This window comes from Inquilinus sp. YAF38, from assembly GCF_052113205.1.
GTDB lineage: Bacteria > Pseudomonadota > Alphaproteobacteria > DSM-16000 > Inquilinaceae > Inquilinus.
This window is the reverse complement of record NZ_JBFRCU010000091.1, coordinates 12,158-29,398: the sequence shown is the minus strand read 5'-3', so window position 1 is coordinate 29,398 and position 17,241 is coordinate 12,158. Positions and strand designations below refer to the sequence as shown.

At 69.3% G+C, this 17,241-nt stretch carries 12 protein-coding genes and 2 tRNA genes; 12 read left to right on the top strand and 2 right to left on the bottom strand.

Going from position 1 to position 17,241, the window contains the following annotated elements:
* Positions 1-22: 22 nt before the first annotated feature.
* The 5 genes from AB4Z01_RS29505 to AB4Z01_RS29485 are packed head-to-tail and all read left to right on the top strand — an operon-like array spanning position 23 to position 9,199.
* Positions 23-6,160, top strand: a complete 6,138-nt coding sequence (locus tag AB4Z01_RS29505) for a hypothetical protein (RefSeq protein WP_441699692.1) — start codon at positions 23-25, stop codon at positions 6,158-6,160.
* Positions 6,161-6,171: 11 nt separating this feature from the next.
* Positions 6,172-6,744 carry an invasion associated locus B family protein gene (locus tag AB4Z01_RS29500; protein WP_441699690.1) on the top strand — a complete coding sequence of 191 codons (573 nt, stop codon included), beginning with the start codon at positions 6,172-6,174 and terminating at the stop codon, positions 6,742-6,744.
* Between the two features lie 44 nt (positions 6,745-6,788).
* On the top strand, positions 6,789-7,451 hold the full coding sequence (locus AB4Z01_RS29495; RefSeq protein WP_441699688.1) for a hypothetical protein: 663 nt from the start codon (positions 6,789-6,791) through the stop codon (positions 7,449-7,451).
* A gap of 41 nt (positions 7,452-7,492) precedes the next feature.
* The gene (locus AB4Z01_RS29490; RefSeq protein ID WP_441699694.1) at positions 7,493-8,338 is read left to right on the top strand and encodes an OmpA family protein; all 846 of its coding nucleotides are present in this window, start codon (positions 7,493-7,495) and stop codon (positions 8,336-8,338) included.
* A gap of 57 nt (positions 8,339-8,395) precedes the next feature.
* Positions 8,396-9,199, top strand: a complete 804-nt coding sequence (locus tag AB4Z01_RS29485; protein ID WP_441699686.1) for a hypothetical protein — start codon at positions 8,396-8,398, stop codon at positions 9,197-9,199.
* Positions 9,200-9,494: 295 nt separating this feature from the next.
* On the opposite strand, the gene AB4Z01_RS29480 is transcribed toward AB4Z01_RS29485, so the two are convergent.
* Together AB4Z01_RS29480 and AB4Z01_RS29475 are read right to left on the bottom strand one after the other, a co-directional pair.
* A tRNA-Asn gene (locus AB4Z01_RS29480) sits at positions 9,495-9,570 on the bottom strand.
* Positions 9,571-9,705: 135 nt separating this feature from the next.
* Positions 9,706-9,779, bottom strand: a tRNA-Cys gene (locus tag AB4Z01_RS29475).
* Between the two features lie 206 nt (positions 9,780-9,985).
* Between AB4Z01_RS29475 and AB4Z01_RS29470 the strand changes: the two genes are divergently transcribed.
* The 7 genes from AB4Z01_RS29470 (at position 9,986) to AB4Z01_RS29440 (ending at position 17,239) form a co-directional block, all read left to right on the top strand.
* On the top strand, positions 9,986-10,642 hold the full coding sequence (locus AB4Z01_RS29470; protein WP_441699684.1) for a protein-L-isoaspartate O-methyltransferase family protein: 657 nt from the start codon (positions 9,986-9,988) through the stop codon (positions 10,640-10,642).
* A 19-nt stretch (positions 10,643-10,661) separates the two neighbouring features.
* The gene (locus AB4Z01_RS29465; RefSeq protein ID WP_441699683.1) at positions 10,662-11,000 is read left to right on the top strand and encodes a rhodanese-like domain-containing protein; all 339 of its coding nucleotides are present in this window, start codon (positions 10,662-10,664) and stop codon (positions 10,998-11,000) included.
* A gap of 2 nt (positions 11,001-11,002) precedes the next feature.
* Complete coding sequence (locus AB4Z01_RS29460; protein ID WP_441699682.1) at positions 11,003-12,469, top strand: TolC family outer membrane protein; 1,467 nt, start codon at positions 11,003-11,005, stop codon at positions 12,467-12,469.
* 62 nt (positions 12,470-12,531) lie between these two features.
* Entirely contained in the window at positions 12,532-13,011 is a 480-nt protein-coding gene (locus tag AB4Z01_RS29455) for a DUF2497 domain-containing protein (RefSeq protein WP_441699680.1), read from the top strand.
* A 58-nt stretch (positions 13,012-13,069) separates the two neighbouring features.
* Positions 13,070-15,715: a valine--tRNA ligase gene (locus AB4Z01_RS29450; protein ID WP_441699679.1), complete on the top strand. Its 2,646-nt coding sequence runs from the start codon at positions 13,070-13,072 to the stop codon at positions 15,713-15,715.
* A gap of 115 nt (positions 15,716-15,830) precedes the next feature.
* Entirely contained in the window at positions 15,831-16,439 is a 609-nt protein-coding gene (locus tag AB4Z01_RS29445; protein ID WP_441699677.1) for a helix-turn-helix domain-containing protein, read from the top strand.
* A complete protein-coding gene (locus AB4Z01_RS29440; RefSeq protein WP_441699676.1) occupies positions 16,430-17,239 on the top strand; it encodes an SRPBCC family protein in 810 nt (269 codons plus the stop codon). Before AB4Z01_RS29445 ends, AB4Z01_RS29440 begins: the two co-directional genes overlap by 10 nt.
* The last annotated feature ends 2 nt before the right edge of the window (positions 17,240-17,241 follow it).

Below are 17,241 nucleotides of genomic sequence, written 5' to 3'. Positions count from 1 at the left end.
CTCCGCCACCTCGACCGATGCGGTGAATGGCAGCCAGCTCTTCGCCACCAACACGGCGGTCGACAGCGTCGCCAGCGACGTCACCACCATCACCGGCAAGCTGACGCATTACTACAGCGTCAACGACGGCGGCACCCAGGGCGCGAACTACGACAACGACGGCGCCACCGGCCTCAATTCGCTGGCGGCCGGCGTCGGCGCCGGCGCCACGGCGGCGGATGCGACGGCGCTCGGCTCCGGCGCCACGGCCGGCAATGCCGGCGCCGTGGCCCTGGGTTCGGGCTCGGTGACGTCGGCAGCGGTTGCCACGCCGAGCACGACGATCGCCGGGACGACCTACAACTTCGCCGGCACGGCGCCGACCAGCACGGTCAGCGTCGGCGCACCGGGGGCGGAGCGGACCATCACCAATGTGGCGGCCGGTCGGATCGCGGCGACCTCGACCGACGCGGTGAACGGCAGCCAGCTCTTCGCCACCAACACCTCGGTCGACACGGTGAACACCAGGGTCGACAACATCACCAACGGCGGCGGCATCAAGTACTTCCACGCCACCTCGACCCTGGCCGACAGCCAGGCGACGGGCACGGACAGCACCGCTGCCGGACCCGAGGCGGTGGCCTCGGTGACGGATGGCGTCGCCGTCGGCCACGGCGCGACCGCCAGTGCCAACGTCGGTGACGTGGCCCTCGGCTCGGGCTCGACGACGGCGGCTGTGGTCGGCACGACCAGCGCCACCATCGCCGGTACGACCTACAACTTCGCCGGCACCACGCCGACCAGCACGGTCAGCGTCGGCGCCGCGGGTGCGGAGCGGACCATCACCAATGTCGCGGCCGGTCGGATCGCGATCGACTCCACCGATGCGGTGAATGGCAGCCAGCTCTTCGCCACCAACACCTCGGTCGACACGGTGAACACCAAGGTCGACAACATCACCAATGGCGGCGGGATCAAGTACTTCCACGCCACCTCGACCCTGGCCGACAGCCAGGCGACGGGGACGGACAGCACTGCCGCCGGCCCCGAGGCGGTGGCCTCGGTGACGGACGGTGTCGCGGTCGGCCACGGCGCGACCGCCGGTGCCAATGTCGGTGACGTGGCCCTCGGCTCGGGCTCGACGACGGCGGCTGTGGTCGGCACGACCGGCACCACCATCGCCGGCACGACCTACACCTTCGCCGGCACGGCGCCGACCAGCACGGTCAGCGTCGGTGCGGCGGGGGCGGAGCGGACCATCACCAACGTCGCGGCGGGGCGGCTCTCGGCCACCTCGACCGACGCGGTGAACGGCTCGCAGCTCTTCGCCACCAACACGGCGGTGCACAGCGTCGCCAGCGACGTCACGACCATCACCGGCAAGCTGACGCACTACTACAGCGTCAACGATGGCGGCACCTCGGGCGCGAACTACAACAATGACGGCGCCACTGGCACCAACGCGCTGGCGGCCGGCGTCGGCGCCGGCGCCACGGCGGCGGATGCGACGGCGCTCGGTTCCGGCGCCACGGCTGGCAATGCGGGCGATGTGGCACTGGGCTCGGGCTCGGTGACGGCGGCAACGGTCGGCACGGCCAGCACCACCATCGCCGGCACCACCTACAACTTCGCTGGCTCGGCGCCGACCAGCACGGTCAGCGTCGGCAGCGCTGGCGCCGAGCGGACCATCACCAATGTCGCGGCCGGCCGGATCGCGGCCACCTCGACCGACGCGGTGAACGGGTCGCAGCTCTTCGCCACCAATACCTCGGTCGACACGGTGAACACCAAGGTCGACAACATCACCAATGGCGGCGGCATCAAGTACTTCCACGCCACCTCGACCCTGGCCGACAGCCAGGCGACGGGCACGGACAGCACCGCCGCCGGGCCGGAGGCGGTGGCCTCGGTGACGGACGGCGTGGCGGTCGGTCACGGCGCCACGGCCGGTGCCAACGCCGGCGACGTGGCCCTCGGCTCGGGCTCGACGACGGCGGCTGTGGTCGGCACGACCGGCACTGCCATCGCCGGCACGACCTACACCTTCGCCGGCACCGCGCCGACCAGCACGGTCAGCGTCGGCGATGTCGGTGCCGAGCGGACCATCACCAATGTCGCGGCGGGGCGGCTCTCCGCCACCTCGACCGATGCGGTGAATGGCAGCCAGCTCTTCGCCACCAACACGGCGGTCGACAGCGTCGCCAGCGACGTCACCACCATCACCGGCAAGCTGACGCATTACTACAGCGTCAACGACGGCGGCACGGCGGGCGCCAACTATGACAATGACGGCGCCACCGGCACCAACGCGCTGGCGGCCGGCGTCGGCGCCGGCGCCACGGCGGCGGATGCGACGGCGCTTGGTTCCGGCGCCACGGCCGGCAATGCGGGCGACGTGGCACTGGGCTCGGGCTCGGTGACGGCGGCCGCGGTCGGCACGTCCAGCACCACCATCGCCGGGACGACCTACACCTTCGCCGGCACCAGCCCGACCAGCACGGTCAGCGTCGGCAGCGCTGGCGCCGAGCGGACCATCACCAATGTCGCGGCGGGGCGGCTCTCGGCCACCTCCACCGACGCGGTGAACGGCAGCCAGCTCTTCGCCTCCAACCAGGCGATCGACAACGTCGCGAGCCAGATCACGGATGTGAACGGCAAGATGACGCACTACTACAGCGTCAACGACGGCGGCACGCAGGGCGCCAACTACGACAACCGCGGCGCCACCGGCATCAACTCGCTGGCGGCCGGCGTCGGGGCCAGCGCGACAGGGGCGAACGCCACCGCCTTCGGTAACGGCTCGCAGGCGCTCGCCGCCTCGACCGTCGCGTTCGGCGACACCAGCACCGTGGCGGCTGCGGCCGGCACCGGCTCGATCGCCGGCGGCCACAACTCCCAGGTGCTGGGCGGCACCGGCGCGGTGGCGCTGGGCGAGGGCCAGACCGCCAATGGCGACGGCGCCGTGGCGATCGGCGACCCGAACTCGGCCATCGGCACCGGGGCCGTGGCGGTCGGCGCGGACAACGCCGCTTCCGGCACCGGCGCACTGGCCATCGGCAGCGCCAACACCGCGCAGGGCCAGGGCTCGGTCGCCCTTGGCAATGCCAGCAGCGCGACCGGGGCGGGCTCGCTCGCCTTCGGCGACACGGCGACGGCGGGCAATGCCGGCGACGTGGCGCTGGGCTCGGGCTCGGTGACCGCGGCCGCGGTCGGCACGGCCGGCACGACGATCGCCGGCACCAACTACAGCTTCGCCGGCACCGCGCCGACCAGCACGGTCAGCGTCGGGGCGCCGGGGGCCGAGCGGACCATCACCAACGTCGCGGCCGGGCGGATCGCGGCGACCTCGACCGACGCCGTGAACGGCAGCCAGCTCTTCGCCACCAACCAGGCGGTCGAGAGCGTGGCGACCGCCGCCAATGCCGGCTGGAACCTGAGCGCGGATGGCGGGGCGACCAGCCAGAACATCGCGCCGGGCGGCACCGCGACCTTCGCGGCCGGCAGCAACACCACCGTCGCCCGCACCGGCTCGACCATCACCTACGGCATCGTCGCCGATCCGAGCTTCAACTCGGTGATGGTGGGCGGCACCTCGATCACCACCGACGGGCTGACCATCACCGGTGGCCCGAGCATCACCACGGCCGGGATCAACGCCGGCGGCAAGACCATCACCAATGTGGCGCCGGGCGTCGGCGGCACCGATGCGGTGAACGTCAACCAGCTGAACGCGATCGGCGACGTCGCCAATGCCGGCTGGAACCTGCAGGCGAACGGCGATGCCGCGACCAAGGTGGCGCCGGGCGGCACGGTGCAGTTCCTGAACGGCCAGAACATCGCGGTCACCCGGACCGGCACGGACATCACGGTGGCGACCACGCCGGCCCTGACCGCGGACAGCCTGACCCTGACCAGCGGCCAGGTGTTCGACGCCGCCGGGCTGAACATGAACGGCACCAAGATCACCGGGCTGGCGCCGGGCGAGGTGTCCTCGACCTCGACCGAGGGCATCAACGGCTCGCAGCTGCACGGCGTGGCCCAGAGCATCGTCACCCATCTCGGCGGCGACTCGACGGTCAACCCGGACGGCACCATCACCGGCCCGACCTACAACATCCAGGGCAACAACTACACCACGGTCACCGACGCCTTCGATGCGGTAGACGGCAACCTGACGACCATCAACAACCAGCTGACCAACATCAACAACGGCGCCGGCATCAAGTACTTCCACGCCACCTCGACCCTGGCCGACAGCCAGGCCATCGGGACGGACAGCGTGGCGGTCGGACCCGAGGCGGTTGCCTCGGCCCAGGACGGCATCGCCATCGGCCATGGCGCCGTTGCCGGGACCAATGCCGGCGACGTGGCGCTGGGCTCCGGCTCGACGACCGCGGCGGTGGTGGCCACCGCGGGCACCACGATCGCCGGCAAGGACTACAGCTTCGCCGGGACGACCCCGACGAGCACGGTCAGCGTCGGCGCGCCGGGGGCGGAGCGAACCATCACCAACGTCGCCGCGGGCCGCCTCTCGGCCACCTCGACCGACGCGGTGAACGGCTCGCAGCTCTTCGCCACCAACTCGGCGATCAATATCCTGGGCACCCAGGTCGGCAACGGCGGCATCGGTCCGGTCCAGTACAGCAACCCCGATGAGCCGACGAAACCGAACGGCGGCCTGCCGTCGCAGGACCTGACGCTGGTGGGCAAGGACGCCAAGCCAGTCGGGTTGCACAACGTGGCTCCCGGCGCGGTGAACTCGACCTCGACCGACGCCATCAACGGTTCGCAGCTCTTCGGCACGGCGCAGAGCATCACCAACGTGCTCGGCGGCACCTCGACGGTGAACCCGAATGGCACCATCACCGGCCCGACCTTCCTGGTGCAGGGCAACAGCTACTCGACCATCTACGACGCCGTCGGGGCCGTGGACAGCACCCTGACCAACATCAACAACGGCGGTGGCATCAAGTACTTCCACGCCAACTCGACCCTGGCCGACAGCCAGGCCATCGGGACGGACAGCGTGGCAGTCGGGCCGACAGCCGTGGCCTCGACCCAGGACAGCGTGGCGATGGGCCACGGTGCCACGGCGAGCGCGAATGCCGGCGACGTGGCGCTGGGCGCGGGCTCGAAGACGCAGACTGCGGTCGGCACCTCGAGCGCCTCGTTCAACAACTTCACGCTCGAGGGCTTCGCCGGGACCAACCCGACCAGCACGGTCAGCGTCGGCGATGTCGGCGCCGAGCGCACCATCACCAATGTGGCGGCGGGGCGGATCACGTCGACTTCGACCGACGCGATCAACGGCTCGCAGATGTTCGCGCTGGCCTCGGTGGTCGACAATTCGATCAACGGCGGGGCGGGCATCAAGTACTTCCACGCCAACTCGACCCTGGCGGACTCCGCGGCCACCGGCAGCAACAGCACCGCCATCGGCCCGGCCTCGACCGCCAGCGCCAGCAACGCGATCTCGATGGGCAACGGTGCCAGCGCGTCCGCCAACAACGCGATCGCGATCGGCGCCGGGGCGCAGGCGACCAAGGCCAACTCGCTGGCCCTGGGCGCAGGTTCCAAGACCCTGGCCAACCTCTCCGACGCGGCCTACACGCCGGTGGTGGGCGCAACCACCGCCGGGGTGGCGACCGGCGAGGTCTCGGTGGGCTCGTCGGGGGCGGAACGCCGGGTCACCAACGTCGCCGCCGGGTCGGCCCCGACCGATGCGGCCAATGTGAGCCAGCTGCAGGCCCTGTCGAGCCTGTCGGTGAAGTATGACACCGACAGCTCCGGCAACCTCACCAACCGGATCACGCTGCAGGGCGGGGACAAGAGCGCGCCGGTCATCATCGGCAATGTCGCGCCGGGCGTGAACGGCACGGATGCGGTCAATGTCGACCAGCTGAACGGCGCCTTCGACTCGCTCAACGGCAAGATCAAGCAGGCGCGGCGCGATGCCTGGCAGGGGGCGGCGATCGGTATCGCGGCATCGTCGCTGCAGTTCGACCCTCGCCCGGGCAAGATCAGCGCCGCGGCGGGTGGCGGCATGTGGCACGAACAGGGGGCCTTCGCCTTCGGCCTCGGCTACACCGCCGAGTCCGGCCGGGTCCGCCTGAATGCCCGGGCCGTTACCAGCGGAGACGACTGGGGTGGCGGCATCGGTGTCTCCTTCACCTTCAACTGAGGGCGAGGCCGATGCGGCTGGCAGGGCTCCTTTTCGCGGCGCTGGCGGTGGCGGCGACGTCCGGGACGGCTTTCGCGGCGGGCTGGGTGCAGTTGCCCGGCGGCTACGCGGTGAAGCCCTCGGAGGTCGCCATCCCCGACGGCGAGGAGCTCGGCCAGTACCGGCGGGTGGTCCAGCCGTTCAAGAACTGGACCCTGATCTGCGACGAGAGCCTGAAGTCGAAACGCCGGGTCTGCAACCTGACCCAGTCAATCGTCGACCAGCGCGGGGCGCCCGTCTTCAACTGGTCCTTCGTGGCCACGGCGGACGGGCAGCCCCTGGTGGTGATGCGGGTGCCGGCGGCGGTCGGCCTCGGACAGCAGATCGGGCTGGCACTGGGCGACAAGCCGGATCGGATCGTCGCCCAGATCGACCGATGCGACGGAGCGTTCTGCACCGCCACGATCGCCATCGGCCGGATGCTGCGGCGGCACATCCAGGCCGGCACAGACTGCACCGTCTCCTACACGCTCACGGATGCGGGCGAGGTGTCGTTCCAGGCTCCCCTCGAAGGCCTGTTCACGGCCCTCTCGGCGATGAAATGAACCCGGGCGCCTGGTGGGGCGCCCCTTAGAGAAGGATGAATACGATGCGACTGGCCAAGACTCTGCTTCTGGGGACCATCTCGGTCGCGCTCATCGCCGGCGCGGTCGTCGCGTTCGATCTGATCGGCTTCGCCCAGCTGCCAGCCCAGGCGGCGGATGCGAGGAAGCCGGCGACGGAGGCACCGAAGGCACAGGAGCAGGCGGCCCAGAACCAGCAGCCGGCTGCGGCGCAGCAGCAGGCGGCCGCCGCCAATACCACCGCCACCGCCACCGCCACCGTCTTCGACGAGCACGTCAAGCAGGCCAAGATCGGCGCCTGCGGCAACGTCTTCTCCGCGCTCGGCCGCGGCGTCGCCGCCGATGCGAGCTACTCCGTGCAGACCCAGTGGAACACCAAGGCGGCCGACGCGCATGCGGTCGAATCGATCGTCGCGCTTGCCGGAGGCCCGTCGACGCAGGGGCTCCCGGCAGCCGGCGTTGTCTTCACGGCTCCGGTCGGACGCTCCTGCGAAGGCACCTTGGTCCGGGTGACGCCGGTCAAGGCCAGCTGCCAGGCCGTCGCGACTCAGCTCGTTGACCAGGAGAAGGGTCAGACTGGCATGCTCGGCGACTTGCCGCTGGTGTCCCTGCCCAACGGGGCGAGGGTCGTGCTCATGCCGATCGACGGCAACTGCGTGGCGATGACGAGCCTGCGCGCCGTCGGCTGATGGAATGCCGCCCGCGGCAGCGGCGGCCGGGATTGCGGGAGATGAAGATGCTTCGACCGATCGTTCTGGTTCTCACCTCCTGGGCTTGTCTCGCCGTCGTGGTCGGGGCGGCCGGTCCGCTCCTCGCGCCGGCGCCGGCCGTGGGTGAGACGATCGATAGCAACCGCAGCTACATGGTGTTCTTCGACTTCGACAGCTCGAATTTGACCCCGGAAGCCAAGCAGGTCGTGTCCTCGGCCGCGGCCAGTGCGCTGCAGGGCGAGACCACCCGCATCGACGTCACCGGTCACACCGACCGTTCGGGCTCGGTCCAGTACAATCAGGCCCTCTCGGTTCGTCGTGGGGAGTCGGTCCGTCGCGAACTGGTTGCTGACGGCGTTGCCGACAGCCTGATCGCGGTCAAGGGCGTCGGCGAGTCCGATCCGCTGGTCCCGACCGCCGACGGCGTGCGCGAGCCGCAGAACCGTCGCGTCGAGATCGTCCTGTCACCGACCGGACCGGCGGCCGAGCAGAACCTCGGGATGAGGGGGATCTGGGGCGCCATCGCCTATTCGGTGACGGATCAGAATCGGGGCTTCTTCTGGGGCGCCGACAAGGCGGATGAGGCGCAGGAGATCGCCCTGCGGCACTGCGTGCACCGGGGCGGCCAGGACTGCAAGGTCGTCTCCCTGTTCCGCAATCATCGCCACTGGACCGACGACGACAAGAGCGGCTTCCCCTACGAGCACTGCGCCGCCCTGGCGGTCGGGACGTCTCCCGCCGCCAACCTGCCGGCCCCCTGGGGCGCCGCCTCGGCCGAGACTCGCCGCGAGGCCGAGGAGAAGGCCATCGCGATCTGTGGGGGCGACGCCAATCAGTGTCGGATCCCGGAATGGGTCTGCACCTGAGCCGAAACGCGGCCCAAAAGACCAGAAGCCAACCCGTCAGGCAGCCGAGACCCTCTGATGCTCCCCGTTTCCGCCCTGCAGTCGATGAACGTGCTTCTGGCGACGCCGTGCTACATCTCGGCCGTCTCGATGAACTACGTGACCAGCCTGTTCGAGTTCACCCATGAGGCGATCCGGCTGGGGCTGAGCTCGTCCCTCCACATGCGTTCGGAGAGCCTGGTCACCCGGGGCCGGAACGAGATCGTCAAATTCTTCCTGATGAACGAGCGGTACACGCATCTGTTCTGGATCGACTCCGACATTGTCTTCAAGCCGGCGGACGCGATCCGCCTGCTCCTGTCGGATCATGACGTTGCCGCCGGGATCTACCCGATCAAACGCTTCAACTGGCCGCAGCAGGGCCTGCCCGCGGGCACGACGAAGCAATCCTTCGAGACGCTGTACACCGACTATCCGTTCAACCCGGTCGGTCTGGGATCGGAGGCGCTGGCGAAGTTCATCGCCGAGGATGGCTTCGTCGAGGTGGCTGAGGCGCCGACCGGGTTCATGGTGATCAAGCGGCATGTGTTCGGCCGGCTGATGCAGCACTACCCGCAGCTCAACTATGTCCCCGATGGCCCGCCGAACAACCCGGAGGCGCCGTTCTACTGGCTGTTCTTCGATTGCATGGTGGACCCCGACACCAACCGCTACCTGTCGGAGGACTACGCCTTCTGCCGCCGATGGCGGGATATCGGCGGCAAGGTCCATGCCGATCTCAAATCCGACCTCGGGCATCTCGGTCAGCACATGTTCCGCGGCAATTTCGCTGAGAGCATCAGGCTGCGGGCTCATGATCCGCGGGGCGGGCCGCCGAACTGACCCGAAGGCCGGGGCTCGGAGCGCTCTCGATGCGTCGGTTGGGCCCGCGAGCGGTACGGCTTTGCGGACATCGCCACGGGCTGTCCTCGTCACCGATCTGCTATCCCGTCACACGGTCCTGCAACCGGTAAGCCGGATGTGGCTGCCGTGCCGCGACGACTGGCGGGACCGCGCACCGATCGCAGAGATTCAGAGCAGGGGATCGGAGCCGAAGCTTCTCCAAACGCGTGTCGCACCTGGATGAGACTGATGCGTGGAAGCGGCGACACGCAGGGGTCGCGGTTTCAAGTTGAAATGGCTCCCTGGACTGGACTCGAACCAGTGACCCGCTGATTAACAGTCAGCTGCTCTACCAACTGAGCTACCAGGGAACACGAGCACCGGATCGCTCCGGGCTGTTGGTGGCGCGGCTTATAGCAACCCCGCCCCGCCCTGCCAAGCCTGACTTGCACCCCGATAACACTTTATCTGGATGCCGGTCCGGCCGGGATGTCGGGCGGGCCGTTTGGAGGCGCGAGCCGGAATCGAACCGGCGTGCACGGATTTGCAGTCCGCTGCTTGACCACTCAGCCATCGCGCCCCGACGGCGGCCCCCGTATATCGTCCGCCGAGAAGCAGGGTCAAGGAGGAACACGTGGATCTTTCGATCCTGTTCGCGCGGGCGATTGGGCCGCGTGGCATCAGACCGATTGTGTTGCAGGCGCGAAGGCCGATATAACCGCTGCGTTTGAGTGCGCAGCGACCGCCCGGCCGCCGCGCCTCGCCGTTCTCAGAGTGCGGAATCCCATGGTCGACTACGCAGCCGCCCGCCTGAACATGGTCGAAGGGCAGATCAAGCCCAACAAGGTCATCGATCAGGCCCTGATCGACGCGATGATGTCCGTACCGCGCGAGCGCTTCGTGTCGGCTGACCGCCGCGGCGTCGCCTATGTCGACGAGGATGTGGCGATCGGCGGTGGCCGGGTGCTGATGGAGCCGCGGGTCCTCGGCCGGCTGCTGAACGACGCCCGGATCATGCCGGACAGCCGGGTGCTGATCGTCGGCGCCGGCACCGGCTATAGCGCCACGATCGTTGCCCGCCTCGCCGCCAGGGTGGTGGCGCTGGAGGAGGACAAGGCGCTGCTCGGCACCGCGCGTGGGGCGCTGTCCGAGCTCGGCGTCCGGGGCGTCACGTTGGCCGAAGGGCGGCTGGCGGAGGGCCGGCAGGCCGAAGGGCCCTACGACGTCATCCTGATCGACGGCGCGGTGGCGGAGGTGCCGGCGGCGCTGATCGCGCAGCTGGCGCCCGGTGGCCGCCTGCTCACGGTGGTGGATGACGGCGACGGTGTCGGCCGTGCTATGCTGGTCAGCGCGGTCGATGGAGTCGCGTCGCAGCGCCCGCTGTTCGACGCGACGACGGCGATGCTGCCCGGCTTCGAGCGCAAGCCGGCCTTCCAGTTCTGAGTGCGTGTTTTAGGAAGAGATGGCGGGGCATCGGGTGCAGCAGTTCGAGATCGACGTGACGACCCTGGCGGATTGGCGGCGCGACGGCACGGGGCATGTGCTGGTCGATGTGCGCGAGCCGCAGGAGCTGGCGCTGTGCCGGGTCGAGGGGTCGCTCGACATTCCGATGGGCGAGATCCCGGGCCGGCTGGAGGAGATTCCGGGCGATCGCCCGGTGGTCGTCATGTGTCACCACGGGGGGCGCAGCGCGCAGGTGGTGCGGTGGCTTTCGGCGAGGGGCATGGACAACGCGATCAATCTGCGCGGGGGCATCGATGCCTGGGCGTGCGAGATCGATCCTACCATGGGACGGTATTGACGATGACACGATTTGGACGGTACGGGCTCTCCACCGCGGTCCTGGCCGCGGCGCTGATGCTGGGCGCCGCCCCGGCCTCGGCCCAGTCGATGACCGAGGCGCTGGCCTCGGCTTACGCCACCAACCCGGACCTGGCCGCCGACATCGCCCAGTTGAAGGCAACCAATGAAGGTATCGCCCAGGCTCTGTCGGGGTACCRGCCGCAGGTCACCGCCACTGGCAGCATCCAGAGCCAGTTCACCAACTCGACGAGTGACAACGTCCCGGCGACCGGCGTCCTCGCTCAGATACAGCCCAGGGGCCAGAAGGGCGATCCCCTGAGCTCCGGCGGCCGGGACGGCTACTGGCATGAGGTCAATCCGGCGACGCTCGGCATCACCGTGACGCAGAACGTCTACAATGGTGGCCGGACCGAGGCCTCGGTCAACCAGGCCGAGAACACGATCATGGCCACCCGCGCCGTCGTTCAGACCACCGAACAGACGGTGCTGCTGGACGCCGCCACTGCCTACGCCGACGTGGTCCAGAACCAGTCGGCGCTCGACGTGCAGCGCAACAACGAGGCGGTGCTGCGCCGGCAGCTCCAGGCGACTCAGGATCGGTTCAATGTCGGCGAGGTGACCCGCACCGACGTCAGCCAGGCCGAAGCCAGCCTCGCCAGCGCCGTTGCCGGCCGGGTGGAGGCGGAGGGCACGCTGCGCGCCAGCCGCGCCACTTTCGAGCGCTTCATCGGCCAGCCGCCGGGGACTCTGGAAACGCCGACAGTACCCGCCGGTCTGCCGAGCTCGATGCAGGACGCGATCCAGAAGGCCCAGGCGAACTATCCAGGGATCGTCGCGGCGGTGTTCACCGAGCGTGCCGCGGCTGACAATATCGACCTGCAGTTCGGCGCACTGCTGCCGTCGATCGACTTGCAGGCGCGGATCCAGCGGCAGTATTCGACGGTTTCACATCCGCAGACCAGCAGCGGAGCCCAGAGTCGCGTCGACTCCGCCGCGATTGTGGCTCAGGTTACCATCCCGTTGTATTCCCAGGGCAACCAGGAATCTCTGGTGCGCCAGGCCCGCTACACCCATGGCCAGCGCCGCATCCAGATCGAATCGCAGCGCCGCACCGCGATCCAGGGCGCCGTCCAGGCCTGGCAGGCGCTGGTGACGGCGCGGGCCGCGATCAAATCCTTCCAGGCCGCGGTCAGGGCCGAGGAACTGGCGGTGGAGGGCCTGCAGCAGGAAGCGCAGGTCGGGTCGCGCACCGTGCTCGACGTGCTGACCGAGCAGCAGAACCTGCTCAACGCCCAGCTCAGCCTGGTACAGGCGCGGCGCAACGAGGTGGTCGCCGGCTACCAACTGCGCAACGCGACCGGCACGCTGACCGCGCAGGACATGGGTCTGCCCGTCAAGGTCTACGACCCGGAGCCGGATTACCAGAAGACCCGTGCCCGCTGGTTCGGGACCTCGGTCGACGAGTGAGGACGGTTGCCCGGCGCCGTCGGGTGGCCTCATTTTGCTGAAAGCGGAAGACGATCGAGAGGATGAGCGAGACGCGGGCACAGCAGGAGCCGTCGATGGAGGAGATCCTGGCCTCCATCCGGCGCATGATCGCTGAGGATGATCCGGCGCGCGGCCGGGCCGTCCCCATCGAAGCTGCCCGGGCCCAGCCGACGCCGTCCGCTGCGCCGGCCGATGACGACGTGCTGGAGCTGACCGAGGCGCTGGACGATCCGCGCCCGGCCATGCCTCCGCCGCCTGCCGCCGCGGCGACCGAGGCCGCGGAAGACGACTCCGTGGTCTCGCCGGCCAGCGCCAGCGCCGCGTTGGCGGCCCTGGCCCGGCTGAACGCCGCGGCGCCGCCGCCGGCGGCGGCGCACAAAAGCCAGACGGTGGACGATCTGGTGCGCGAGCTGCTGCGGCCGATGCTGAAGGAATGGCTCGACGCCAACCTGCCGCGGCTGGTCGAGCAGGCGGTCGAGCGGGAGGTATCCCGCATCGCCAGCGGCGCCGTACGGCGCTGACCGTTCTTTAGCTCCACCGCTCCATCGTCAAGAATTCAAGAATACGGAAGGTTCAGCCATGCTGGACAAGACTTACGGGCCGCGCGAGGTCGAGGCCAGGCTTTACCCCGAATGGGAGCAAAGCGGCGCCTTCGCCAACAACGTCCAGTCGAACGCGAACCCCTTCACCATCATGATGCCGCCGCCGAACGTGACCGGCAGCCTGCACATCGGCCATGCCTTCAACATGACCCTGCAGGACGTGCTGACCCGGTTCAACCGGCGGCGCGGCCGCGACGCGCTGTGGCAGCCCGGCACCGACCATGCCGGCATCGCCACCCAGATGGTGGTCGAGCGCGAGCTGGCGAAGCAGGGCATCAAGCGCCAGGATCTCGGCCGCGACGGCTTTCTGGAGAAGGTCTGGGAGTGGAAGGCGCAGTCCGGCGGCACCATCACCAGCCAGCTCCGCCGCCTCGGCGCCACCCCGAACTGGGAGCGCGAGCGCTTCACCATGGACGAGGGCCTGTCCCGCGCCGTGGTCAAGGTGTTCGTGCAACTGCACCGCGAAGGCCTGATCTACCGTGACAAGCGGCTGGTGAACTGGGACCCGAAGCTGCGCACCTCGGTCTCCGACCTCGAGGTCGAGCAGAAGGAGACCAAGGGCCATCTCTGGCACTTCCGCTATCCGATCGAGGGGCAGGAGGGGCGCTTCATCACCGTCGCCACCACCCGGCCGGAGACGATGCTGGGCGACACCGCCGTCGCCGTGCATCCGGATGATGAGCGCTACAAGGACCTGGTCGGCGAGCATGCGGTCCTGCCGCTGGTCGGCCGGCTGATTCCGATCGTCGCCGACGCGTATTCCGACCCCGAGAAAGGCTCGGGCGCGGTGAAGATCACCCCGGCGCACGACTTCAACGATTTCGAGGTCGGCCGCCGTCATAACCTGCCGCTGATCAACATCCTCGACGAGGAGGCGCGGCTGAACGACCAGGTGCCGGAGGCCTATCGCGGCCTCGACCGGTACGAGGCGCGCAAGCGCGTGGTCGCCGACCTTGAGGCGCTGGGTCTGGTCGAGAAGATCGAGGATCACGCCCACACGGTGCCCTATGGCGACCGCGGCGGCGTGCCGATCGAGCCATTCCTGACCGAGCAGTGGTACCTGAAGGCCGAGGTGCTGGCGAAGCCGGCGATCGAATCGGTGGAGCAGGGAAAGACCGTGCTGCTGCCGAAGATGGCGGAGAGCATCTTCTTCGAGTGGATGCGCAACATCCAGCCCTGGTGCATCAGCCGGCAGCTGTGGTGGGGCCACCAGATCCCGGCCTGGTATGGGCCGGATGGCACGATCTTCGTCGATGAGAGCGAGGCCGAGGCCAAGGCTGCGGCCGAGAACCACTATGGCGAGGCGGTCGAACTGCGGCGCGAGACCGATGTTCTCGACACCTGGTTCTCCTCCGCCCTGTGGCCGTTCTCGACCCTGGGCTGGCCGGACCAGACGCCGGAGCTGCAGCGCTACTACCCCGGCGACGTGCTGGTGACCGGCTTCGACATCATCTTCTTCTGGGTCGCCCGGATGATGATGATGGGCATCCATTTCATGGGCGAGGTGCCGTTCCGCACCGTGTACTTCCACTCCCTGGTCCGCGACGAGAAGGGCCAGAAGATGTCGAAGTCCAAGGGCAACGTCATTGACCCGCTGGAGCTGGTGGACCGTTACGGCGCCGACGCGCTGCGCATGACCATGGTGTCGCTGGCCGCCGGCCGCGACATCAAGCTCGGGCCACAGCAGGTCGAGGGCTACCGCAACTTCGCGACGAAGCTGTGGAACGCCGCCCGCTTCTGCGAGATGAACGAGTGCCGGCCGGTGCCCGGCTACGATCCGGCGGCGAACACGCTGACGCTGAACCGCTGGATCGTCGGCGAGGTGACGAAGACGGCGGAGAAGACGGCCGCGGCGCTGGAGGGCTTCCGCTTCAGCGAGGCGGCGCAGGTGCTGTACCAGTTCACCTGGGCCGGCTTCTGCGACTGGTACCTGGAGTTCGCCAAGCCGGTGTTCTCGGGCACGGATGAGGCGGCCAAGGCCGAGACCCGCGCCACCACGGCCTGGGCGCTGGAGCAGATCCTGAACCTGCTCAACCCGATCATGCCGTTCGAGACCGAGGAGCTGTGGCGCCACCTGGCGGATCGCGGCAATGCCACGCTGGTGACCCAGCCCTGGCCGGACTACCCGGCCGGGCTGGTCGACCCGCAGGCGGCGGCCGAGATGGACTGGGTGATCCGCCTGATCTCGGCGGTCCGCACCATCCGGTCGGAGATGAACGTGCCCCCCGCGGCCGAACTGCCGGCGACGCTGCGCGACGCCTCGGCGGAGACCCGGCGCCGGCTCGACACCCATGGCGCGCTGATCCGCCGCCTGGCCCGGCTCGCCTCGATCGAGGTGTCAGAAGCGGTGCCGGCGAAGGGCTCCGCCCAGGCGGTGATCGACGAGGCGACGCTGGTGCTGCCGCTGACCGGGATCATCGATCTCGACAAGGAGCGGGCGCGGCTGACCAAGGAGATCGAGAAGAACGCCTCCGAGGTCGAGAAGATCGACCGCAAGCTCGGCAACGCCCAGTTCCTGGAGAAGGCGCCGGACGATGTGGTCGAGGAGCAGCGCGAGCGCCGGGCCGAGGCCCAGGCCGCGATCGAGAAGCTGCGGCAGGCGCTGGCCCGCGTCGCGGGCTGACCTCTCCGGCTTCGTATGACCTGCCGGTACGGGCCCCTCGCGGGGCCCGTTTCGATTCCGGCAGGCGCATCGCGAAAGGATTGACAAAAAAAGTTGTCAAGGCTGGAATGGGCGCATGCTGGACGTGGATGTCATCGACGACCCGGCGGCCGCGATGGCCGCGCTCGAGCCGGTTCGCAGCTGCCTGCTGGCTGAGCTGGCCGAGCCGGCGTCCGCCGCCGGGCTGGCCGCGCGGCTCGGGATTCCGCGGCAGAAGGTGAATTATCATCTGCGCGCGCTGGAGGCGCACCGCCTGATCCGCGAGGCGGAGACGCGGCGCTGGGGTGGGCTGACCGAGCGGCTCTACGTCGCCACCGCCACCTCCTACATCGTCTCGCCCCAGGCGCTGGGGCCGGTCGCCGCCGATCCTGCTCGCGCCTCCGACCGGCTGTCGGCCAGCTATCTGATCGCGCTGGCCGCCCGCGTGGTTCGGGAGGTCAGCGGTCTGTGGCGGGCCGCCATCCGCGCCGAGAAGCGGCTGGCAACCCTGTCGATCGACACCGAGATCCGCTTCGCGTCGCCGGCCGACCGGGCCGCCTTCACCCGGGAGCTGACGGCGTCGATCGCCGGCCTGGCGGCGCGCTACCACAACGCATCGGCGCCCGGGGGGCGGGAGCACCGCCTGGTCCTGATGGCCTATCCCAAGCCCGCCGACCCAACGGAAGGGGAGCAGACATGCCACTGAAGACCGACGCAAAGCGGCGCTGGGTCGAGCTCGACGTGCTGTTGCCGGGAACGCCGGAGCAGGTATGGCAGGCGATCGCCACCGGCCCCGGCCTCAGCGCCTGGTTCACCGCCACCTCGGTCGAGGAACGGGTCGGCGGCGCCATCCGCTTCGAGTTCGGCGAGGGCATGGCTTCCGCCGGCACCGTCACCACCTGGGAACCGCCCTTCCGCTTCGCCTATGAGGAAACGGGCTGGAACGGCGAGGCGCCGCCGGTGGCGACGGAATGCACCATCATCAGCCGGTCCGGCGACGCCTGCGTGCTGCGGCTCGTCCACACCTTGTTCACCACCGACGGCAGCTGGGACGACGAGTTGGAAGGCTTCGAATCCGGCTGGCCGGGCTTCTTCGTTATCCTTCAGCTGTATCTGAAGCGGTTTGCCGGGATGCCGGCGGCGCCGGCCAGGGCCATGGCCATGCATCCCGGCCCCGACCTCGCGGCCTGGACCGACCTGGCCGGCCGACTCGGCTTCGCCAGCGTGAATGTCGGCGAGCGCTGGAGCACGCCGGCCGGCGTCCCGGCACTGGCCGGAACGGTGGAGCGGGTGCAGCAGGACGCCAAATCGCGCGAGGTCACGGTGGCGCTGGACCAGCCGGCCCCTGGCATTGCCCTGATCGGGATCCATGGCTGGCAGGGCAGGGCCCGGGTGTCAGCCAGCATCTTCTTCTACGGCGATCAGGCCGCCGACACCGCCGCGACGTTCGAGACCGAACTGCGCCGCTGGACCCAGGAGACCTATCCGGACAAGGAAGGGAAATAGCC